Origin of the sequence: Ruminococcus sp. RTP21484sp1_RTP21277st1_D2_RTP21277_210401, assembly GCF_040924225.1 — a bacterium.
Lineage (GTDB): Bacteria > Bacillota > Clostridia > Lachnospirales > Lachnospiraceae > Blautia_A > Blautia_A faecis.
The window spans coordinates 1-23,445 of the sequence record NZ_JBCOMJ010000014.1; the positions used below are offsets into that span (position 1 = coordinate 1).

Annotated in this window: 15 protein-coding genes; 13 read left to right on the forward strand and 2 right to left on the reverse strand. The window is 42.4% G+C overall.

Annotation, left to right across the window (positions count from 1 at the left end; all coding sequences use genetic code 11):
* On the forward strand, window positions 1–4,745 hold a 4,745-nt coding region (locus AB5706_RS10640; protein WP_368366075.1), incomplete at its 5' end, for a Cna B-type domain-containing protein.
* A 296-nt stretch (window positions 4,746–5,041) separates the two neighbouring features.
* The gene (locus tag AB5706_RS10645; RefSeq protein ID WP_148463213.1) at window positions 5,042–5,842 is read left to right on the forward strand and encodes a hypothetical protein; all 801 of its coding nucleotides are present in this window, start codon (window positions 5,042–5,044) and stop codon (window positions 5,840–5,842) included.
* 71 nt (window positions 5,843–5,913) lie between these two features.
* Here the strand turns inward: AB5706_RS10645 and AB5706_RS10650 are convergent, their stop codons facing one another.
* On the reverse strand, window positions 5,914–6,753 hold the full coding sequence (locus AB5706_RS10650) for an AraC family transcriptional regulator (protein WP_148463212.1): 840 nt from the start codon (window positions 6,751–6,753) through the stop codon (window positions 5,914–5,916).
* 169 nt (window positions 6,754–6,922) lie between these two features.
* On the opposite strand from AB5706_RS10650, the gene AB5706_RS10655 reads away from it, so the two are divergent.
* The 4 genes from AB5706_RS10655 (at window position 6,923) to AB5706_RS10670 (ending at window position 12,061) form a co-directional block, all read left to right on the forward strand.
* Window positions 6,923–9,085, forward strand: a complete 2,163-nt coding sequence (locus AB5706_RS10655) for an alpha-galactosidase (protein ID WP_368366076.1) — start codon at window positions 6,923–6,925, stop codon at window positions 9,083–9,085.
* Window positions 9,086–9,240: 155 nt separating this feature from the next.
* Complete coding sequence (locus tag AB5706_RS10660) at window positions 9,241–10,674, forward strand: hypothetical protein (protein WP_368366077.1); 1,434 nt, start codon at window positions 9,241–9,243, stop codon at window positions 10,672–10,674.
* A gap of 99 nt (window positions 10,675–10,773) precedes the next feature.
* On the forward strand, window positions 10,774–11,877 hold the full coding sequence (locus AB5706_RS10665) for a U32 family peptidase (RefSeq protein ID WP_368366078.1): 1,104 nt from the start codon (window positions 10,774–10,776) through the stop codon (window positions 11,875–11,877).
* 37 nt (window positions 11,878–11,914) lie between these two features.
* A complete protein-coding gene (locus AB5706_RS10670; protein ID WP_368366093.1) occupies window positions 11,915–12,061 on the forward strand; it encodes a DUF6783 domain-containing protein in 147 nt (48 codons plus the stop codon).
* Here the strand turns inward: AB5706_RS10670 and AB5706_RS10675 are convergent.
* Complete coding sequence (locus tag AB5706_RS10675; RefSeq protein WP_368366079.1) at window positions 12,009–13,799, reverse strand: flavin reductase; 1,791 nt, start codon at window positions 13,797–13,799, stop codon at window positions 12,009–12,011. The two genes, AB5706_RS10670 and AB5706_RS10675, sit on opposite strands and share 53 nt — an antisense overlap.
* 221 nt (window positions 13,800–14,020) lie before the next feature.
* Here AB5706_RS10675 and AB5706_RS10680 point away from each other — a divergent pair, with 221 nt between their 5' ends.
* The 7 genes from AB5706_RS10680 (at window position 14,021) to AB5706_RS10710 (ending at window position 23,442) form a co-directional block, all read left to right on the forward strand.
* Window positions 14,021–14,659: a Crp/Fnr family transcriptional regulator gene (locus AB5706_RS10680; protein WP_173772243.1), complete on the forward strand. Its 639-nt coding sequence runs from the start codon at window positions 14,021–14,023 to the stop codon at window positions 14,657–14,659.
* 437 nt (window positions 14,660–15,096) lie between these two features.
* Window positions 15,097–16,047: a hypothetical protein gene (locus AB5706_RS10685; protein ID WP_173772245.1), complete on the forward strand. Its 951-nt coding sequence runs from the start codon at window positions 15,097–15,099 to the stop codon at window positions 16,045–16,047.
* A gap of 155 nt (window positions 16,048–16,202) precedes the next feature.
* Window positions 16,203–17,771, forward strand: coding sequence for a response regulator transcription factor (locus AB5706_RS10690; RefSeq protein WP_173772247.1), 1,569 nt, complete (start codon window positions 16,203–16,205; stop codon window positions 17,769–17,771).
* Between the two features lie 196 nt (window positions 17,772–17,967).
* A complete protein-coding gene (locus AB5706_RS10695) occupies window positions 17,968–19,512 on the forward strand; it encodes a sensor histidine kinase (protein ID WP_368366080.1) in 1,545 nt (514 codons plus the stop codon).
* Window positions 19,513–19,737: 225 nt separating this feature from the next.
* Complete coding sequence (locus tag AB5706_RS10700) at window positions 19,738–21,264, forward strand: sugar ABC transporter ATP-binding protein (protein WP_243881962.1); 1,527 nt, start codon at window positions 19,738–19,740, stop codon at window positions 21,262–21,264.
* A 12-nt stretch (window positions 21,265–21,276) separates the two neighbouring features.
* Window positions 21,277–22,230, forward strand: a complete 954-nt coding sequence (locus tag AB5706_RS10705) for an ABC transporter permease (protein WP_173772250.1) — start codon at window positions 21,277–21,279, stop codon at window positions 22,228–22,230.
* Between the two features lie 75 nt (window positions 22,231–22,305).
* A complete protein-coding gene (locus AB5706_RS10710) occupies window positions 22,306–23,442 on the forward strand; it encodes a sugar ABC transporter substrate-binding protein (protein ID WP_173772252.1) in 1,137 nt (378 codons plus the stop codon).
* Window positions 23,443–23,445: the final 3 nt, after the last annotated feature.

The following is a 23,445-nucleotide window of genomic DNA, read 5'->3' on the forward strand; positions in this document are numbered from 1 at the left end:
AGGCCGGAAAGGTAGTAGCAACCGGAAGCAACAAGTCAGACGGAAGCATCAGCTTTAATAATAAGCTGAATTATAAACTGTCCGACCTGGAAAAAGCGGACGGAAGCTATGAATCCGAGAAGACCTATGAGTACACCGTAAACGAGGTGATCCCGGAGGGAGCAACCGCTGAGAATAACTATACTGTAAATGGTGTAACTTACGATAACAGTATCTTTACTGTGAAAGTAATTGTAAGCTATGACCAGGCAACTGGAATAATGAGTGCAGCTTTTGCTGAGGATAGTCAGGAGCTTATATTCGACAATACCTACGACGCAAAGGGATCTCTGACATTGGAGGCAAGTAAGACTCTGAAGAACAAAGCTCTTGAAGCTGATGCCTTTAACTTCGTGCTGAAGGACAAGAACGGAGAGACTATTCAGACCGTTGCCAACGATGCAGATGGAAATGTAACATTCAGCCCGCTCAATTATACTCTTAAAGATGTTGGAACTCATGTTTACACAGTATCAGAAGTTCAGAGAGAGAATACCGAAGTTACTTATGATACTACTGAGTATACTGTTGAAGTAACTGTAGCAGATGCAGGAAACGGAAAACTGAAGGTAAGCAAGACGATCAAGAAAGGTGATTATACTGTTGATGCAATTGCTTTTGAAAACATTTATAAAGGAGTAATTGATATCAGCGGCTCTAAGACCTGGAATGATGCAGACAACCAGGACGGAATCAGACCAGCAAGTATCACTGTAAAACTTTTTGCAAATGGAACAGAAGCTGCAAGTCAGGTGGTAACTCCTGATGAGGCTGGAAACTGGAACTATGTCTTCAAGAACCTGCCGCAGTATGATGCAAAAGGAAAAATCACTTATACAGTAACTGAGAGTGCGGTAGCTGGTTATGAAACAAGCGTAAGCGGCTACAACATCACCAACACTCATAAACCAGCAACCCTCGACATCACCGGAACCAAAACCTGGAACGATTCCAACAATCAGGATGGCAAACGTCCAAAGAGCATCACCGTCAACCTTCTTGCAAATGGCATAATTACAGACACCAAGACCGTAACAGCTGACGATAACTGGACCTACAGCTTCACCGATCTGCCGAAATATGCAAATGGTCAGGAAATTACCTACACGGTAAGCGAGCTTACCGTACCTGGTTATACAACAACTATTGATGATAATTACAACATCACCAACAGCTACACCCCAGGTGAGACCAGCGCGTCTGTAACCAAGATCTGGGATGATGCTGACAACCAGGATGGCATTCGTCCAGAGAGCATTACCGTAGCTCTCCTTGCAAATGGAACGCCAACTAACAAAACTGTTACTCTTACTGCTGCGAACAACTGGACACAGACGATAACTGGTCTTCCGGAAAAAGCAGATGGAGAGTATATCACCTACACCTGGACCGAGGTTAATGTTCCAGAAGGCTACAGCCTGACAAGAACTTCCAAGAACGAAACGGTAACCACTCTGACCAACACTCATACTCCAGAGCTTACTTCCATCACCGGAACCAAGACCTGGAAAGATGCAGATAATCAGGATGGAAAACGTCCAGAGAGCATTACCGTAAACCTTTTTGCAGACGGAACTAAGCTTAAGAGCCAGAGTGTAAGTGCTGATGCAGACGGAAACTGGAGCTACAGCTTCACAGACCTTCCGAAATATGCAAACGGACAGGAAATCACTTACACCGTAACTGAGGATGCAGTCGATGGCTACACAACCGAGAGTGATGGCTATAATTTCATTAACACTCATCAGCCAGAGACCACCGAGATTACCGGAACCAAGACCTGGAACGATGCAAACAACCAGGATGGCAAGCGTCCGGAAAGCATCACTGTAATCCTTCTTGCAAATGGCACAGAGAAAACTCGCCAGGCCGTAACTGCAGACGAAGCAGGAAACTGGACTTACACCTTCAAAGATCTGCCGAAATATGCAAATGGCCAGGAAATCACCTACACCGTAGCTGAGGAGGAAGTAACTGATTACACTACAACCTACGATGGCAGCAACATCACCAACAGCTACACTCCAGGAAAGACCAGTGCAACAGTAACCAAGATCTGGAACGACGCTGAAAATCAGGATGGAAAACGTCCGGAGAGCATTACCGTAAGTCTTCTTGCAGACGGTAAAGAAACCGGAAAGACCGTTACCCTGAGCGTCGAGAACAATTGGAAACAGACTATATCTGACCTTCCGGAAAAAGCAGACGGAAAAGCAATCGAGTACACCTGGACAGAGGAAACTCTCCCAGAAGGTTACGAACTTACCGACAACAGCAAGAACGGAACTGTAACTACTCTGACTAACACCTACGCTCCAGAAACAACTTCCATCACCGTAACCAAGACCTGGGATGACGCAGACAATCAGGATGGCAAGCGTCCAGAGAGCATTATCGTCAACCTTCTTGCAAACGGAGAGATCGTAGCAAGCCAGACTGTAAAAGCAGACGAAGCAGGAAACTGGACCTACACCTTTAAAGACCTGCCGAAATATGCAAATGGCAAGGAAATTACCTACACCGTAACCGAGGAAGCAGTGGAAGGTTATGAAACAAGTGTAGACGGATTTAACATCACCAACACTTACACAACCGAGACAACTGAGGTGAAGGGCTCCAAGACCTGGAACGATGCGGACAATCAGGATGGAAAACGTCCGGAGAGCATCACTGTAAGACTTCTTGCAAACGGCGAGGAGAAAGACAGCCAGACCGTAACCGCAGACGAAAATGGAAACTGGACCTACAGCTTCGAAAAACTGCCGAAATATGAGGCTGGAAAAGAAATTGTATACACGGTAACCGAGGATGCAGTTGCAGATTACACAACTGAGATCACCGGCTACGATATCACCAATAGCTATGCACCAGGAAAGACCAGCGTCACAGTTACCAAGTCATGGGCTGATAACGATGACCGCGGCGGTCACAGACCGAAGGAAATCAAGGTTCAGCTGAAAGCCGATGGAGAAAACAGCGGCGAGGAAATTACCCTGAACGCAGAGAACAAGTGGACTTACACCTGGTCCGAACTTGATGAGAAGAAGTCTGGAAAGGATATTGTCTACACAGTAGAAGAAATTGGCAAAACAGCTGGCTATATTTCCACAGTAACAGGAAATGCCACAGAAGGATTTATCATTACCAATACAATCACATCTGTTAAGATCAGCAAAGTGGATATTACCGACCAGAAAGAACTGGCAGGTGCTCATATCCAGATCCTTGACAAAGATGGAAATGTAGTAGACGAGTGGGATTCCATCTGGGAATCTCATGAAGTAACAGGTCTTAAGACCGGTGAGAAATATACCCTTCGCGAGACCGTAGCGCCAGATGGCTATACTATTACAGCTGACACAGTCTTTAGCTTGAAGGAGGATGGAACTCTTGACAAAGATAATACCAGCACAACCATCTCAGCGGATGGAACCCTTCTGGTAGAAGACAGCAGAACTTCTGTAAAAGTAAGCAAAGTAGATATTTCCGATGGGAAAGAGCTGGAAGGTGCTCACATCCAGATCATTGACCAGGATGGAAACGTAGTAGACGAGTGGGATTCCACCAAGGAAGCTCATGTTACCGAGAAACTGAAAACCGGTAAGATTTACACTCTTCGTGAGACTGTAGCTCCAGACGGATATTTACTTACAAGCGACACTACTTTTGTTCTGAAAGAAGACGGAACAGTAGATGCAGAAAAAACAACAGCTGTTTCCAAGGATGGTGTTTTACTTGTACAGGATAAACTGGCAACCTCAGCATCTATTGCAGTAACCAAGAAACTTACCTATATTGGTGAAAATCTGGCAGCAAGAGATCAGACCTTCTATGTAGCCCTGTATTCTGATAAAGAATGCACTCAGAGAGTTTCTGATGTGAAAGCTCTTGTGTTCAAGAATGCAGATGCTTCCACCGTAGTATTCTCAGAGAATATTAAGGCAGGCAAGACATACTACATTGCAGAGTGTACACAGGATGGAACTTCTCAGACGATCGGCGCTCTTGCAGATGGAACCGTCTATGAAGCTGTATTTGGCAATGGTAACTCCACAACAGTAACCGAAGCCAATGGAACAACAACCGTTTCCTTTGAAAACGTGTTCAGCAGCTTCCCGCCAGATGGATTCTACAAACAGGGTCAGCTGACAATTACCAAGAAGGTTCTTGGTGCAGATGGAGGCACCAGAAACAGCAACGAGGTATTCTATGCAGGTATCTTTGATGATGCAGCTCATACACAGCTTTCCCAGCAGGTTGAGCAGAACATTATCAAGCTTGATATGGACGGTGGCTATGAAGTAAGTGAGATCATCAATGTTGGTCTTGCCCAGTCAGGAGCAAAGGTAACCCTGTATGTAACGGAAACTGATTCCAACGGAAAACCAATTGCAGGCTCCGAAGGCTTTGGATATAAAGTTACCGTAAGTGCAGATTCTGTTATATTTGATGAAACGAATATGACAGCAGAAGTTGTCATCACCAACCAGGAAGAAAGCACAGTAACAGAAACACCAACACCTACTCCTTCTTCCGATGGTGGAAATAGCGGTGGCTCCGAAAATCATTCCGGCGGCTACGGCGGTAGCAAATCACCGAAGACCGGAGATGATACCCCGATCGGAACTTATCTGATGCTTCTTCTTGCAGCTGCAATGCTTGCAGCCGAGACTGAAAGACGCCGCAGAAGAAACAAAAGACAGTAAAGCAAAACAAAGTTTCTGATCAGATTGGAACCATAACAAAGCAAGTACAAATGAAGGCGGTCCGCACACAAAGCGGATCGCCTTTTTGCAGATTCACTTTAGCTTCCTGCTCAATTAAGGAAAACTACAGAACAGCCCTGTGGTTCTGGTTTTGCAAAAAAGTAAAAAAACTTTCCTGAAAAGTGGAAAAACATCCCGAAGAAAGAGTTGACGAAACAGCCCTACTGGTATAATGAAGTCAAATTAAAGGATATTACATTTGGGAATGACTTTATAGATTTCAGGAGGTTTCCATTATGAGAAAGAATACATTAAAAAAAGCAATGGCAGTTATGATTTCAGCGACAATGCTGGTGACAGGGTATACAGTAGTTTCCGCAGAAGGATTTACAGATGCGGAGGCACTTGCAGAGATGGATGCTTTTACTACAGGTAATGAAGCTGTATATGTGGAAGAAGTTCAGCCGGAAGCTGCACAGACTGAGGAGGTTCAGCCAGAGCAGACTCAGACAGAGGTTCAGCCGGAGGTTGCACAGACCGAGGAAGTTCAGGCAGAAGAATCTCAGGATGAGTTCCAGACCGGGGAATCTGCTGAAGAAGCCGCTTTTGTTGATGGATTCACAGATAGCTCTGCAGAAGCTGATCCAGCTGAGTTTACCGATGGAACCGGTGAAGTTGGAGATGCAGTAGAAACTACCGTAGATTCCGATTTCCGTTTCGAGAACGAAGAAGTCATTATCACTGCAAAAGTGTTTGATGAGACAGCTCTTCCAGAAAACGCTGAAATGAACGCTGTAAAGCTTGAAGCTGGCAGTGAGAAATATGAAGAAGCAAAACAGGCTTCCATCAGAGACCTTGGAACAACAGAAGACGACGAGTACACTTTCTACGACGTAACCTTCATCGCAGATGGTGTTGAGATCGAAGTTCCAGACGAAGCAGTCGTAATTAATATGGAATTCAAAAATGTTGCATCAGAGGAAAACGAAACCCAGAGCGCCCTCCACATCCAGGAGACAGAAGCTGGCGTAGTTGCCCAGGACGTAACCGCACAGTCCGCAGACGGAACACTGAAATCCGTAGGATTTAACTTCTAAAATTCAATAACCGCAAGCAGATACAGGACTTTCTGAGAAATCGGAAAGTCCTTTTTTGTATAATCAAAATTTCATCTATGCTGCTCCCGCCACGCCCGCGGTGAAACCCCATACACATTTTTAAAAGCCCGGGAGAAGTGGAGGGCGTTTTCGTAGCCTACGGCAGAGCCGATATCTCCTATAGATAATGTGGTCAGCTTCAGCAATTCCGCCGCTTTTGTCATGCGGTAATGAATGAGAAATTCCTGTGGAGAGCGTCCTGTGCTGGTGCGGAAAATTCGTCCCAGATAGCTTCTGTTAATACCGCATACAGCTGCCACATCCTCAATAGAAATATCATTCTGGAAGTTCTGTTCGATATAATTTATTGCCTCTTTTATATAATAATCACTCATTTTACTGGTGGCGGCAGGCTGCGGTCTGGCAACAGATTGCGCAAGCAGATCCGCAAAAAGATAGAAATGTCCCATCAGATGAAAAGGAGATTGCTCTGAATTCTGAGAAATGTAAATCAGTTCATCCGCCATCTTTTTTCGTGCCTCCCTGGAGTGGGCCATATAGACTGGCGCATCCTTGGAAAAGCCACAAACGTTGAGGATTTCTGTGGTACGCAGCCCGTCAAACTCCACCCAGACGTATTCCCATGGCACCTGAATATCTGCCACATAAGTGGTGATCTGTCCTGGAAAAATCATAAATCCCTGTCCGCTCCGAACCTGATAATTTACATTCTGCCCCTTGGAATTCGTGGCCATCAGGGTGCCTGTTCCGGAAAGAACATAGTGAAAAAGATAGTGATTCCGCGTTGCCGGACCAAATAAATGTCCGGGAGTACACTTCTCATGTCCATATTGGTAAAGGCATAGATCAATGAAAGTTTCGCTCGGAAAAATGTGAAAGTTGTTATCCATATCCGGAATCCTCCGTTACATTTGCTGACAATATATCATAATGCGATAATATATTTCATTATACCATAAAAAACCATCATAAAGGCATAAAATAAGAAAAATTAAGCTATTTAAGTGTTGATTTTGGTATGCTATACTTAACACATCATAGAAAAAGGAGGCCCCACTCATGGCAATTACCTTCAACGAAATAACCCGGATCTTTACCCTCACCACTGCCCACACTACCTATCAGATGCAGGCGGATGCTCAAGGGTACCTTTTGCACCTGTATTATGGTGCCAGAACTGCAGGAGAAATGGACTATCTTCTGAATTATGGAGACCGTGGATTTTCTGGAAATCCGAATTCAGCAGGCAGCGACAGAACCTATTCTCTGGATGCATTGCCACAGGAATATCCATCACTTGGCACAGGAGATTTCCGAAATTATGCGTTAAACATAGAGAATGCAGATGGTTCCCAGTGCTGCAATCCGGTTTACATAACACATGAAATTGCGGCTGGAAAATACACTCTGAAAGGTCTTCCATTCGTCCGTGCAGAAGAAAATGAAGCGGAAACTTTGAAGATTATACTGGAAGATCCTGTTACAAAAGTAGAGCTTCATCTGCTCTACGGAGTACTGGAAAAAGAAGATATTATCACCAGAAGTGTGATAATTAAGAATGCTGGAAAAGCCCCTGTAACAGTAAAAAAAGCCCAGTCTGCATGCCTGGATTTCCTTCACGGAGACTATGATCTGATCAAATTTTATGGCAGACATGCTATGGAAAGAAACATGGAAAGAATGCCGGTTTCCCATGAAAGCACCCGAATTGGCAGCCGCCGTGGAACCTCCAGCCACCAGTATAATCCAGGGGTAATCCTTGCAGGAAAAAACACAAATGAAGACAGCGGAAGCTGCTACGGAATGCTGTTTGTATACAGTGGAAACTTCCTTGTAGAAGCAGAAAAGGACCAGTATGATCAGACCAGAATCCAGATGGGTCTGACTGATGAACTGTTTGCATATTCCCTGGAAGCCGGAGCTGAATTTACCGCGCCAGAGGTTATTTTATCCTACACAAACAAAGGTCTTTCCAGGCTTTCCCAGCAGTACCATCACTGCATTATGAATCATATCTGCCAGGGAAAATACGTCCATGCAAATCGTCCTGTCCTGATCAACAGCTGGGAAGCCGCATATTTTGATTTCACCGGAGACACCATCGTAGAGCTTGCAAAGGAGGCAAAAGCGCTTGGAATCGATATGGTGGTTATGGATGATGGATGGTTCGGAAAGCGAAATGACGACAATTCTTCTCTCGGCGACTGGTATGTGAACGAGGAAAAATTAGGCGGAACTCTGACGAAATTAATCGAAAGAGTAAACGCAGAAGGCGTGAAATTCGGTATCTGGATTGAGCCTGAAATGGTCAGTGAGGACAGTGATCTTTACAGGGAACATCCGGACTGGGCAATCACAATTCCAGGCCGCAAGCCTGTCCGTTCCAGAAACCAGCTGGTCCTTGATTTTTCCAGAAAAGAAGTACGTGATGAGATATTTAAACGCATTTGCGCAGTTCTGGATCAGGGGAATGTGGAGTACATTAAATGGGATATGAACCGCAGCCTGGCAGATATTTATGCACCAAACGTGACCTATGATTATGTTCTTGGGGTGTACGATTTCCTGGAAAAACTTACGAACCGTTATCCGGATATTCTTATTGAAGGCTGCAGCGGAGGCGGCGGAAGATTTGATGCCGGAATGCTGTATTATACGCCTCAGATCTGGTGCAGTGACAACACAGATGCTATTAATCGTACACGGATTCAATATGGAACCTCCTTCTTTTATCCGGTAGCAGCAATGGGTTCCCATGTGTCAGCAGTGCCAAACCATCAGACCGGAAGAGTGACCAGTATGCATACAAGAGGCGTTGCAGCTATGTCTGGAACCTTTGGCTATGAACTGAATCCCGCACTTTTAAATGCAAAGGAAAAAGCAGAAATCCGTGCCCAGCTTGCCCAATACAGGGAGTATCAGGAATTGATCCGTGAAGGAGATTATTACCGTCTTTCCAATCCTTTCCAGGATAATTTTGCGGCCTGGATGGTGGTATCAGATGACAGATCCAAGGCACTGGTAAGTGTGATAAGACTTACAGCAGAGGCCAATCCGTCGGCAGCATACGTTACCTTAAAAGGAATGGAAGAGGATGCTTTTTATCGGGAAAAAACTACCGGAAAAGTATATCCGGGAGCTGCACTTATGGAGGCTGGAATACTGCTTCCTGCTGCGGTGAGCGAATATGAAGCATACCAGATAGAACTGGAGCGTGTTTGAAAAATCAATGATTATGTTTTCATAGTCGTTAAGTTAATTTTACCATTCTTTTGTGAAGAAAAAAGGAGAAAAGGTTTATAAACTGGAAAGATTGTTTTTTTATATATTCTGAGATATATTTGCAGTATTCGTAGACGGAACAGGGTGTGATTGCAATGGTTTCAATGATTCCTTTCGGGCTTCTTGCCGGGGTTGTGGGAGGACGGGAGGTTCGGATTACAGAGATTGATGAGAGTGGATTTTGTTTTCGGACAATAGAAGAAAATATCTCTGATTCAGAAGCTTTGAAGGTGTGCTTTTATGATATAAAGAATGGGTGTTATCGTGAATTGGAAATTCCAGAATACGATATACAAAGGTCTGATGTGGTGGACGCAGAACTCTCCGGATTTTGTGTGAAATATAAGGTGACGGTGAAGCAGAAAGCGTATGCAGAGGCGGTTCAGAGGCTTCTTTATCAGTATAATCACTACATTCATCTGAAGCTGGAAGAGGACGACAGCGCGTTGGCGAAAAGCCTGACAGGGTATCCGGGGGAACTGGATGAGGTCAAGTGTGACAGTCTGGAAGAGCAGGTGGGAATATGGCGGAGAGAGCTTACGCCAGAGGTATTGGAGTCCGCTTATAATGGGAAACGTATAGATTTAACTGATAATTGTTCTCAGTGCGGAACTGGCTTTGAGCCTGGGTATAAGTGCCAGGTACCGCCTGAATCAGGTGTTACGGAGCTGGCGCTGGAGATAGATCGCCCGGAATTGTATCAGGAATATTTGAATAGTTCCCTGACAGAATTTTCCAAAAAGTATGCCGGAAAATGTATCGGTATCTGCGGCAACATTATTCTGGAACATAGAGTACCGGATCACCTTTATATTGGAAATCAGTTCTGTCATCTTCTGTTTCCGGAACGTAAATTGTTGTTTGAAATAATAGAAAAAGCAGCGGCAGAACAGGTGGAAATCACACTTGTTTTTTCTTATATCCGGGAATATATGCTGGATTATATAACAGAATTGCTTGATGAAATTAACCGGTGGTGTGAAGAAAAAAGGCAGTCTGTAGAGATTGTTGTAAATGACTGGGGAATGGCTTCTTTAGTAAAAAAAAGCAGAAGGAATCTGATTCCCAGCCTTGGAATTTTGTTAAATAAACGCAGAAAAGACCCTCGGATTCCGTTCAAAAAAGGAGAACAGAAATGGTTTGAGAGGAACAGCCTGAATGCTGGATTTTACCGTAATTTTCTGGAAAGAGAATATGGAATCCAACGCTTTGAATGGGAATCCTGCGGTTACGAACAGCAGATTCCACCTGGAAAAAACAGCCTGCATATTCCGTTCTATCAGACCAATACATCACAGTATTGTCCTCTTGGTGCAGTATGTGAAACTGGCGAGAGAGGACGACAAAAGCTTGCAAAAAAATGCCCGGGATATTGTACGGAATATGCACTTTTGTATCCGGAACATTTGCATATGATAGGGCGGTATAATTCGTTGTTTGGGATTGATATGAGGATATTGAAAGAGGAAGAAATACTGAAGAATTATATCCAAAACGGTGTGGACCGGGTTGTAATAAGAGCATGGTAATGCCGCCGGCAGGTGACATACCCGTGTTGAGGCAGAAGCGATATTTTATTCAGGATGAAGTACATGGCTGCTCAAGGCTGGAATTTATGGAGATAAGTGATGAAAATAGTAGCAGGATTAGGCTCAATAGATGAATATATAAAGTTCGCGGAGGCTGGTGCAGATGAATTTTTCTGTGGTTATGTTCCTTATTCCTGGTCCCAGAAATACGGAACGGTACTGCCCTTAAACCGCAGGGAAGTACTTTGTTATAACGTACAGCTTGGCGCATTCAGTGAGCTGGAAATCCTGTCTGGGATGATGAAAAAGTACGAAAAACCAGTCCATCTTACCTTCAATTCCCTGTATTATATCCCGGAACAATATCCAGAAATTGCCGGGATTATAAGCCAGTGTATGAAAATCGGTTTTCACAGTTATATTATTGCAGACCCGGCGTTGATGGTATATTTACGTGAAAATGGCATAAACTGCGAAATCCATCTCAGTGGAGAATGTGGAGAAATTAACAGCCAGATGGTGGCTTCATTGGGAAAACTGGGATTAAAACGTGTGATTTTTCACAGGAAAAATACATTCGAAGATATGAAAGTGGTTGTTGATAAATGTGGAAAAAAGGATGGGACAGATGCTGCGAATGTGGAAATGTTAAAGGATATGGATACGGCAGATGCTTACAGTTCAGATAGAGAGCGGTGTGAGAGTGGGACAGAAGGAATCCCGGAATTTGAGGCTTTTGTATTGAATGAAATGTGCCAGTTTACAGGTGCATTTTGTAATTCTTTGCATTGTGATGAGATGGGGTATCTTTGTAAAGTGCCCTATCAGATCGGAACCTTAAAAACGGGAAATGCCGGTCCTGAAATCTTCAATCAGGAAATAAACGGAGGGCATTTGCTGTCAGACGACTTTGTTCCTGATGATTTTCACAGTTTACATGATTTTTCCTATGATTCTGCAGGTTATCTTTGCGGTGAAACTGGCTGTGGTCTATGTGCGCTTTATCAGTTAAAGCAAGCCGGAATTACGCACTTGAAGCTGGTTGGCCGTGGAAATTATACGGATTACATGGAAAAAGATATTCGAAATCTTCGAATGGCGTTGAATATATTGAAAGAATCCGCTGACGAAATGGAGTTTCGGCGAAAATTGAAATTGCAGATTTTTCCCAGCGGGTGCAGCAAGAATTGCTATTACCGGTGATTAGGCAGCATAGGCTCCGGAGTGTGTCTGAAAAATCATTCCCACAAATTGTGGCGCATATCTTGCAGAAAGCCTTTTTCAGACACGCTCTGGATCCTGCGCTGCCTTGAGAAATTTATCTGGTTGTTTTTTTATCCGATGGGTTCGAAATCTGCAGCTCCATGTTTGCACAGCGGGCAGATGAAGTCATCTGGGAGTTCGTCACCTTCGTAGATGTAGCCGCATACTTTGCAGACGAAGCCTTTTTTGCCATCGGTTTCTGGCTTCGGTTTTACATTTTTCTGATAGTAGGTGTAAGTCATGGTGTCAAGATCGTTCATGACGCGGGCTTCGGTGACACTGCAGATGAACATTCCATGGGTACCAAGGTCTACATATTGTTCAACTTTCAGAGACATAAATGCATTAATATATTTGTCCAGGAATACCAGTCCGTTATCGGAACGGTAGACCTTCTGACCTGCAAATTTATCTACGCTACGTCCGGTCTGGAAACCAAACTGCTGGAATACAGAGAACGGTGCATCTACAGACAGGCAGTTTACGTTGAGAACTCCGGTCTGTTTGATCACATGGTGGGAGTAATTTGCCTTATTGATATTTACCGCAATACGGTTTGGAGTATCAGTGAGCTGGGTCACAGTGTTGACGATCAGTCCGTTGTCTTTTTTGCCGTCATTGGAGGTAACTACATAAAGTCCGTATCCGATTCTGAAAAGGGCTGTCATGTCATTTTTGTTTGCCAGCTCATCATTCTGGGCAATGTATTCTTTGCAGAGCTCGTTTGCCATAGCTTCCAGCTGATCCTTGTTTTCCTGGTTTACTGCGGAAAGCACTTTTACAGTAGTGTCCAGCCAGTTGATCTTCTTGCAGCCAGAAAGCATTTCTTTCATAACTTTTGCTGCCAGAGGTGCCCAGGAACCATTTTCGATGATGCCCACTGTGCGGTTCTGGAAGTTGTGCTCGGTCAGACGAGTGATATAGTCGTGCATGAACGGATAAATGCTTGCATTATAAGTTGTGGTAGCAAGAACCAGCTTGCTGTAGCGGAATGCGTCGGACAGAGCCTGTGACATGTCATCTCTTGCAAGATCATATACAACAACTGTGGGACATCCCTTGCTTCGAAGTTTGTCAGCCAGCAGTTCTACAGCTGCTTTTGTATGACCGTATACAGATGTGTAGGCAATCACAATTCCTTCTGTCTCTGGTGTGTAAGAGGACCATGTATCGTAAAGACCAATGTAATGTCCAAGGTTTTCTGTAAGAACAGGTCCGTGAAGAGGGCAAATGATCTGGATATCCAGACCTGCGGCAACTTTCAGTAATTTCTGAACCTGTGGTCCGTATTTTCCAACGATGCCAATAAAGTATCTGCGAGCTTCATCGTCCCAATCTTCTTCTACATCCAGTGCGCCGAATTTTCCGAAGCCATCTGCGGAGAAAAGTACTTTATCGGTGCTGTCATAGGTTACCATAACTTCTGGCCAGTGCACCATGGGAGCGAAAACAAAGGTCAGGTTGTGGTTTCCAAGGTTGAGGGTGCCGCCATTTGTAACCTCCAGCTTCTGTCCTTCCAGGTCGAGACCGAAGAAGTTCTGGATCATAGTGAAGGTTTTTGCGTTGGCTACGATGGTGGTTTCCGGATAAACTTTCAGGAAGTTTGCCACATTTGCTGCGTGGTCCGGCTCCATATGCTGTACAATCAGGTAGTCTGGCTTGCGGCCTTCCAGGATGCGGTCCAGATTATCCAGCCATTCGTGAGTGAAATTTGCATCTACAGTATCCATGACTGCGATTTTTTCATCCAGGATCACATAGGAATTATACGTCATACCGTTCGGTACTTTGTACTGACCTTCGAAAAGATCAATCTGATGGTCGTTTACGCCTGCGTAGCGGATGGTGTCTGTAATTTTCATAGAGGTTCGTCTCCTTTTTATGAGATATTGTTATTGATGTAATTGTTTGTGATTTTTGAGGGAACTATGTATTTTTTACTGCTTTGTTATTTCTTTAACATGGCTTTAGTATAACCAAATTTTGCAATAAAGTCTGTTGCAAATACAACAAAATGGTGTAAGATATAAGAAATTATTTTTTGAACATGTTCTGGATAAATTGATAGAAAGGGATTGTAGAAATGACACCAGTGACACTTTTTTCATACATAACTCCTGAAGAACAGGAACGTATGCGCATCTGTTTCGATATGCATGAAGCAGTCTATCGGAATAATGAGACTGTGATGGAATATTCCAGTTCCATGAAAAAAATAGGTTTGATCCTGGAAGGTCAGGCAGTTCTTTATTGCATTGATGAAGATGGAAATCAATATATGATAGATAACCTGAAAAAGGATAGTGTTTTCGGCGAACCATTCCTTTTATCTGAAGAATCCCAGCACTATTATGTCTGTGCAAAATCCGAAACAAGAGTGCTGTTTATCGCCTATGAGCATGTGATCAAACGCTGCGAAAATGCCTGTAAATTCCATAGCCAGCTGGTAAGCAATCTGCTCCAGATGATTGCTCAGCGTGCCAGCCAGCAGGCCAGCCGGATCTATGTGCTGTCAAGAAACAGCACTCGAAAGAAGATCATGGCCTATTTAAATTCCATCGCCGCAGAAAAACAGACGAAAACTGTTATTTTGCCTATGTCCTACACCACCCTTGCCGAATATCTCGGTGTAGACCGCAGTGCTATGATGCGGGAGCTGAAGAACCTGGCAGATGAGGGGATTATAGAACGGGATGGGAAGAAATTGCGGATTTTGGATTGAAAATAGAGTGGGATATATAATTTTTTTACCAGAACACTTTCGAAAAGGAATAGCAATGCAAAATCATGCATTCGCATGATTTCACGCCACAATTCTCGGGGTTTCTGTGAACTTTGTTCACAAAAAACACCTTGCGGAACGTTACCAATGAACTGTAACAGGCTCTAAAAAGTTACATGTATTTAATATTTAACTGATTGACTTGGTACATGTTTAAGAGTTATACTAAGTCAATCAGATATCTGAAAATCATTTGAAATTTCAATTTTAAGTCTAATTATAATCAGTATGGTCAGTTCGACCGGGTAACTCAATTTAAACAGCATAAATAGGAACAAAGTACTTGTATTAGCATAATTAAAAAGATATAATAAAAATATAAATTATATATTAATAAGAAATGCTAACGCCAAGTGCAACGTTCCGGAAAGGAGCTTATGCAGGCACAGAATGCGGTTTCTATAGAATATTTTAAGAATTCGAAACGCTTTGCAGATCTTTTGAATGGTTATTTTTTTTATGGCGATGAAGTAGTTCACTGGGAAAGTGTTTGGGAAAGAGATCCTGTGTTGCAAAAGATAAAAAGAAAAGGTACAAAAGTTACGACAAAAGCAAATATTGTGGATTTATTTTGCAATGTGGAGATTGATGGCTGCAGAATTGGAGTTATTTTACAAAATCAAACCAAAATACATTATGCTATGCCAATCAGAGCAATGAATGAGGAAGCAGAAGCGTACTATAGCCAATGGAAAGGATTAGAAAAAGAACATAGAGAGAAAAAGAATTTAAAGGATGGGGCAGAATTTCTGTCAGGTATGAGCAGGAGTGATAGTATTAATCCGCTATTAATTCTAATTGTATATTTTGGAGAAGAAAAATGGGATGCTGCGAGATCTATGCACAAATTGTTTGGAAAAGTTGCCGAATCAGAGAAAATGCAGCTGATTTTTACCAAGTATCCTATTCACGTTTTGGATATACGAAGGTTTGATAATGCAGATAACTTTCATACAGATTTGAAATGGGTGATAGGATTTTTACAAAAGGCTCAAAACAGAAATAAGTTGCAGAAGTATGTGACGGAAAATAAGGAAGTCTTTGAGAATCTGGCAGAAGATACATATAATTTGTTGGCGGTAATGGCAAGGTCTCCAATGTTGGAGGAACTGAAGGATGATGTAAAAAATCTGAAAGGAGGATGGAATATGTGCAAGGCTCTTGATGATATGGTCAAAGATGGAGAACGTCGAGGGAAACGTCTTGGAAAAAATCAGATCAACAAATTAAATCGTTTACTGCTGGCTGATAACAGGCAGGAGGAACTTCTTAGGTCTGTTTCAGACCGAAAATTACAGCAAAAGCTTCTGCAGGAATATGCGCTGTAATTGACGGCGCTATGCTACATAACTGCTGGTTTTCTTTGGATCACAAAGCATGTTGTGGTGAAAGATGGAACAGTAACAATTTTCTATGTTGTATTGACAATACCTCCCTAAATTAATAATATAAAACACATAATGTATGTATTGAGGGAGGAAGTATGACAGAACTGATATCAGTAATGATTGTAGATGATGAAAAGCTCATGCTGGAAGACCTGAGTACGATGATCAATTGGGAGGCATATGGTTACCAGATAATTGCAACGGCCTTTAACGGAAAGCAGGCGTTGAGAAAGTACAGGGAATATCGTCCTCAGGTGATTTTTACGGACATCCGAATGCCGTTTATGGACGGCATAGAAATGATATCCGAAATACGTAAAACAGATGAAAAAGTAAGTATTGTCTTATTGACGGCATATGAAGATTTCAGCTATGCGAAAGCGGCTATTCGTCTTGGAATTACTGAATATGTGATAAAAAGTGAAATTACGGAGAGTTCATTGTCTGATCTGTTGAATCGTCTGAAGACAAACATCATAAAAGCCGGAAAGCGGGAACGCTACATAACCGATAGAATGTTAGAACAATTTTTCCTGTCCGAAGAAATGACAGAAAGTGCAGACATTGAACAGATTTTGAAAAGACCGGAGCACATTATCATGGTGGAACAGGATCTTCCTATAAGCCTGAGTGGAGAACCTGTGCCAGAAGAAATTGTAGTATATCGCTCAAAATTCGTAGAAATTCTGACAAATGAGAAAATAGATAGCTGGGATCTAGAAGTAATCACAGCGATACCAGGCAGAAAAATGGTAATCGCTCTGAATTCCATAGAAAATTCATATGGAAGTTATGAACAGGAATTGTATAAACTGGCGTGTAAGTTTCAGAAAAAACTTCAAGAAGAAACAGGCTTCAGTTTTACTCTCTACACGGTCCAGGGGAGAATCAGTCTTTATGAATTTAAGCGATTCTACGATGAGAACAAAAATCTTTTTCTGAAAAAATATATGGAGGGAACAGGAAAAATCCGTAAGTTAGACTGCTCCCAGGTGCAGGAACTGGGAAAAGGGCAGATTTCTGTTGGTTTGAATAAGAGATTTTCCATGGAGAATATGCTGAAAGAATCAGATTCACAGACACGTACTCAGATGCTCTATGAAATTCTGAATACTGCAAAAACAGATTGCGCAGAGCAATTTATAACTACTGTCCAGTCTGGTTACACGGCATTGAAACATGCTTATGATAAAATCGAAGCTGGAAAAGAAGTTCCGCGGATAGCTTCCTGCTGGAAAGACTGGCTGGACGCAGAAAAAATTGTTGCCTGGCTGGAAGCGCAGGTAAATCACTACCATGAGTATCTGACTAGAGAAGTAAACGGCTATTCCCGGGTAATCTCTGATGCAGTGGAATATATTTGCAGGTCTTTCCGAAATCCGGATTTGTCTCTCAATGATGTGGCTGCCTATGTACATTTAAGCCCTGGGTACCTAAGCAGTGAATTTAAAAAAGAAACCGGTGTCACTCTGAAAAGCTACCTGACAGATGTAAGAATTGAAGCAGCAAAGAGAATGATGGCTGATGGAAACTATAAAATATATGAGATCTGTTCTGCGGTAGGATACAATTCCAGCCAGTATTTCAGTCAAGCCTTTTATAAAAAGACTGGAATGTTTCCAACAGAATATTCCAAAAAAGGGGGAAGAAAAAACGAGGAATAAATGTAAAACATCTTTCAGAAAACGCTTGATGGTGAGTATACTTACTGGAGGGCTGATTTCTTTTATTATAGCTATTGGAATTTCCTTTGGCTTTTTCTTTCCGGTATTTAAGGAAAACGAGGTGCAGATTTCCGAGAATACAACAGCTTCTTTGCTGCAACACGTGGAAAATACACTGTCTCTAGTGGAAAATTATATGGAAAATGTTGCGGCAACAGTAGAACAGAATAATGATATTCAAACTTATTTAAGTAATCCGGACACGAAAAATAAGACCAGAGCATCGGTGAGGCTAAACAATCTCACCAGTTATATGGGGATGATCCGTGGAATTGCTATTGCCGGTCAAAATGCGCCTATCATTGATTCCATGACAAATATTGCTCAGGAAGATATGGAGGTATTGAATTCAGAAAATTTTTCTAATATGACGGGCAATGGCTTTGGACGTTCTTATTCTTCAGTGTACCAGGCCTCGGTTGGTTCAAACTCCTATTGTACAGTGGCATATGCCCGAAATTATTATCTGAATAATCAGTGGTGTACTATCGTTATGTTTGTAAATTTGAATAACACCCTGAAGGATATGCGTGGTCTGGCAGGAAACAGTCTTGATGCATGGTATCTGGTCGACAGTACCGGAAACACCTTTTATGTGTATGGATTGGAAGACGACATTGCAGACGCCAGGAAGGCGGCTGAGCAGAACGATGATCAAAAGAATGACAGTAAAAATAAACGGAAAGCTTTAACTGGCGATATTGTTTTTCATAACAAATCTGCCACTTGTGGTTACGAGGTAGTTTCCATTGTGAACCAAGAATCTATCTGGATGGTGCTTTTTCCATATATTGCAGGACTTTTCGGAACACTTGCCATTTTCCTCATCCTGGTATTGTTTATGAATTATAGAAATATAAATACTTTGATAAAACCTGTTTTGGTTTTGTCCCAGCATATGCTTATGGCTGCTAAAGGAAATCTGGACTGTAAAGTGGAGTCCGACAGGGAAGATGAGATTGGCCAGCTGGAGTTCTCTTTTAATAAAATGATCGATGACCTGAAACACAGCATAGAAGTAATCGGGGAAAAAGAGGCAAAAGAGCAGCAGATCCGGTTTAGCCTTCTGGTGAGCCAGATCGACCCTCATTTTATTTACAATACCATTAACAGCATCAATTATCTTGCCAGAAAACGGCGTTGCGAAGATATTGTAAAGGTAAATTCCGCGCTGATTGCGATCCTGAAAGACCGTCTGCGCGTAAATGACATCCAGATTACAGATACTATTGCAAATGAGATGAAAATTGTGAACCAGTATATTGTTATTGAGAAATTTATGTATGACGGAAATCTGAAAGTAGAATGGGATATTGCACCAGAATTGATGGAAGAGCAGATTCCAAAGAATATGATCCAGCCACTGGTGGAGAATTCTTTATTCCACGGTCTGATCGATGAGGAAAGTGGTGAATTCTGTGGAAAAATCGTAATCAGTGTTTGCAGAAACGAAAATGGAAATCTTACCTTGTCGGTGGAAGACAATGGTGGTGGAATGGATGCAGAAAGGCTGGATGAGATCAGTAGTATACGCTTTAATCCAGAAGATCGAGGCAAGAAAATCGGATTGTCTAATATCCGTGGAAGATTGTATTATCTGTATGGAAATACAAACTGCATGAAAATCGAAAGCGAAATGACTAAAGGAACCAAAATTACCATTGAATTTGGCGAAGACTAGAGCCTTTTTCAAACAGGCTCTAGAGTACATTAAAAAACGAAAAAGTGCTGTTATGTGTGGTGGTAAGAAACTGCATATAACAGCATTTTTTGTGCAATAAAATAAGATGATATGAAAAAATATATTAAAAAAGACGGAAAATCTAACAAAATATGAAAAAAATCATCTTTATTGCACAAAAACCACGGACTATAATAATGTCAGAAATCAAGGAAACACAAAGAAATGCAGGATATGCGGGGTGAAGACATGGCTGAGCAGGAAAAATATTTGTTCCGGGCAGAGAAGATATGCAAATCATTTGGAACAGTACATGCATTGAAAGAGTTTGACATTACCATAAAGGCTGGAGAAATCAGAGGTCTGGTTGGTGAGAACGGATCTGGAAAATCAACTTTTTCATCAATTGTAGCCGGAATTCAGAAACATGACAGTGGAAAAATGTACCTGGACGGAGAACCATATGAACCAACCGGAACTGTGGATGCAATCAATCACGGAGTCAGCATGGTAGTTCAGGAACAGGGAACCATTTCCAAAATATCAGTAGCTGCAAATATCTTTTTTGGAAAAGAAGAGAAGTTTGCAAAAGGCGGTGTGCTTAATGTAAAAGAAATGAACCGGGAAGCTGCCAAAGCGCTTCATAGCATTTACGTAGATAATATTAAGCCGGAAATGATGATTGATCAGCTTTCCTTTGAAGACCGAAAGCTGGTAGAACTGGCAAGAGCATTATATATATCTCCCAAAATCTGGATCATTGATGAGACAACAACTGCATTGTCCGTTGCAGGACGTGAGCTGCTTTATAAATTGATGAAAGAAAAAAGGGATGAGGGAAAAGCTATTTTATTTATTTCCCATGACATTGAAGAAATCATGGATAAATGTGATTCCCTTACTGTATTGCGAGATGGCTTGTTTATAGCAAATTTGCAGAAAGAAGAATTTAATGCAGATAAGATCAGACAGTTGCTTATCGGAAGAGAGTTGTCAGGACATTATTACAGAGAGGATATAGGCGTAGAAGTAAGTAAACAGGTTGTACTGGAAGCCAGAAATGTAATTGCCGGATCTCTGGAAAATTTGAACATCCAGCTGCACAAAGGAGAAATCCTTGGAGTTGGAGGCCTAAGCGACTGTGGTATGCACGATGTGGGAAAAGTTCTGTTCGGACTTTTGAAGCCGGAGACAGGAGAGGTTTTAAAAGATCAGAAGGAACCTGTAAAAAGTGCTTCCTGGGCAGTAAAACATGGAATCGGCTACGTTTCCAAAAACCGAGACCAGGAATCCTTAATGCTGATCAGCAGCATTAAAGATAATATATGTCTTCCGTCTTTAAAAGATCTCACACCTTTTGGTCCGATTTCTGAGAAAAAACAGAAACAGCTGGCAGAGAAGTGGTCAGAGAGAATGGAAGTAAAAGCAGATTCTGTAAAAGTATTCTGCAACACCTTAAGCGGTGGAAATAAACAAAAAGTAGTTCTGGCGAAATGGCTGGGAAAAGGTTCAGATATCATGATTCTTGACTGTCCGACCAGAGGAATTGATGTAGGAACAAAAGCTGCAATTTATCAGCTGATTATGCAGATGAAGGAAGAAGGAAAATCGATTCTGCTGATTTCTGAGGAACTGCAGGAGCTGATCGGTATGTCAGATCGAATTGTTCTTCTAAGAGACGGAGCTGTTTCAGGAGAATTCCTTCGCAATGAAGGCCTGACAGAAGCGAAGTTAATACAGAAAATGATTTAAGGGGTGAGCAGGATGGAAAACAGCAAAGCGTCAGAGACTCCAAAAACAAACATAAAAGAATTGTTGGTAAACAATTTCGCATTCCTGGGTCTTATACTGGTTCTTGTATTATTTGAGATACTGACAGGTGGAAAGCTTCTGGGACAGCGAAACCTGATGAATATTTTTAACAACTTTTTCAGTATTGCCTTATGTTCTATGATGTACACATTCGTCATGGCACTTGGTGAGCTGGATCTTTCCGTAGGAGCTATCGTGGGATTTGCCGCAGCAATGGGAGCTTTTTCCGCAGCCATCAGTCCGGCGCTGATTTTGCCGGTGGCCCTCCTTACAGGAACTGGAATTGGCCTGTTAAGCGGTTTTGCTACTGCTTATCTGAGAGTGGAATCCTTCATTGGAACATTGGCAGTATCCTTTATTTTCAGAGGACTGACCACTTATTTCCTCAATGGTTCTGTAGGAATCCCGATCTCCATGAGAGTGTTCGATAAGGACTGGGTAAAAATCCTTACAATGATAATTGTTCTGGTAATATCAGGAACTCTGTTTCAGAAATGTTCATTTGGAAAAAACTGCCGGGCAGTTGGATCTTCCAGGGAAGCTGCAAGACAATCCGGAGTCAATGTAGAAAGAACAAGAATGATTTCCTTTATGCTGGTTGGCCTGATCTGCGGACTGGTTGGATTTTTCACACTGGTAAGAGCTTGCACAGCTTCATCAAAAACAGGAAACGCATTTGAGTTTGATGTACTTCTCGCCGTATTGTTCGGTGGAATGCCTCTTTCCGGCGGCTGGAATGTAAAGTTCCGTGCAGCGATCATCGGAAGTGTGGCAATGGCATTGCTAAAGAGTGGAATGTCCCTTGTGGGAATTGACGGACTGACACAGCAGGTGGTACAGGGAATTCTTCTTGTGGTAGTAGTAGCGATTTCCTTTGACCGAAGAAGTGCAGCGGTGATCAAATAAGCAGATCATGAATTTGGAACTATGAGCATTTGCTCAAAAAATAAAAACTATATAATTTTCAAGGAGGAAAGAAACATGAAATTAAGAAGATTTATGGCAATCGGGATGACAGTAGCACTGACCGCAACGATGTTCTCTGGCGTGAGCGTATATGCAGAGAGCTCAGATCCGGAACCGTTCAAAATCGGTTTTCCATGGGATACTGCTAATACAGATCCAACCTGGATCTCCATTTACAACAACGTAAAAGCAGCTGTAGAGTCTGCGGGAGGCGAACTGGTAAACGTAGTAACTGACAACTCCGCAGATGGACTGATCGACAATATCAGTGAACTGATCAGCCGTGATGTTGATGGTATTCTTTTCATGCCGGCTTCCGATTCCATGCTTCCTGCAGTTGATGCAATGTGCGCAGATGCTGGTGTTTACTGGGGTACAATGTTCCGTACCATTAGTGATGACGACATTCGTGAAGCTATGTATGATTCAGAATGGTTCGCAGGAGGCTGCAACGAAGATGATGAGACCTGCGCTTCCAACATTGTAAAATCAATGGCAGACATGGGTGTAACTGATTTAGGTGTTATCAATATTGCAAAAGGTGATACTTCCTCTGACCTTCGTGACAAAGGTGCTGCTGAGGGCGCAGAAGAAGCAGGTGTAAACATTCTGAACACAACTTATGACATTACTGTAACAACAGATATGACCAAGACTGTTGAAAGCTATATTGCAGCATATCCGGAAATGAATGGTATCCTGGTACTTGGAACATATTGCGGCGGTGCCATTCCTACAATCGAAAAAGCCCTTGCAGACCATGATAAAGCTGGCGATATCAAAGTCGGACGTATTGACTTTGAGACAACTCTTGGCGATTACCTGAAAGAGGGTACTTTCCACGTATCTTACGGCGGACAGCAGCAGATCGACCCGCTTGTATCTGCAGTTATCCTTGTAAACAAAGTTATTGGTACTCCAATTGTTGAAGATGGACCTACAAACATTATTACCCCTTACCTGGAACTTACAACAGCAGAAGAGGCTGAGCAGTTCAACGAATACTTCCTGGGCGACGAGCCGGTTTACACAGCAGATGAAATTAAAGAGAAAATGATCAAATTCTACAATCCTGATATTGATATGGACTACATGAATGATTTGATTTCTACCTTCTCTATTGCTGATGTAGTTGAGCGTCACAGCAAATAAGCA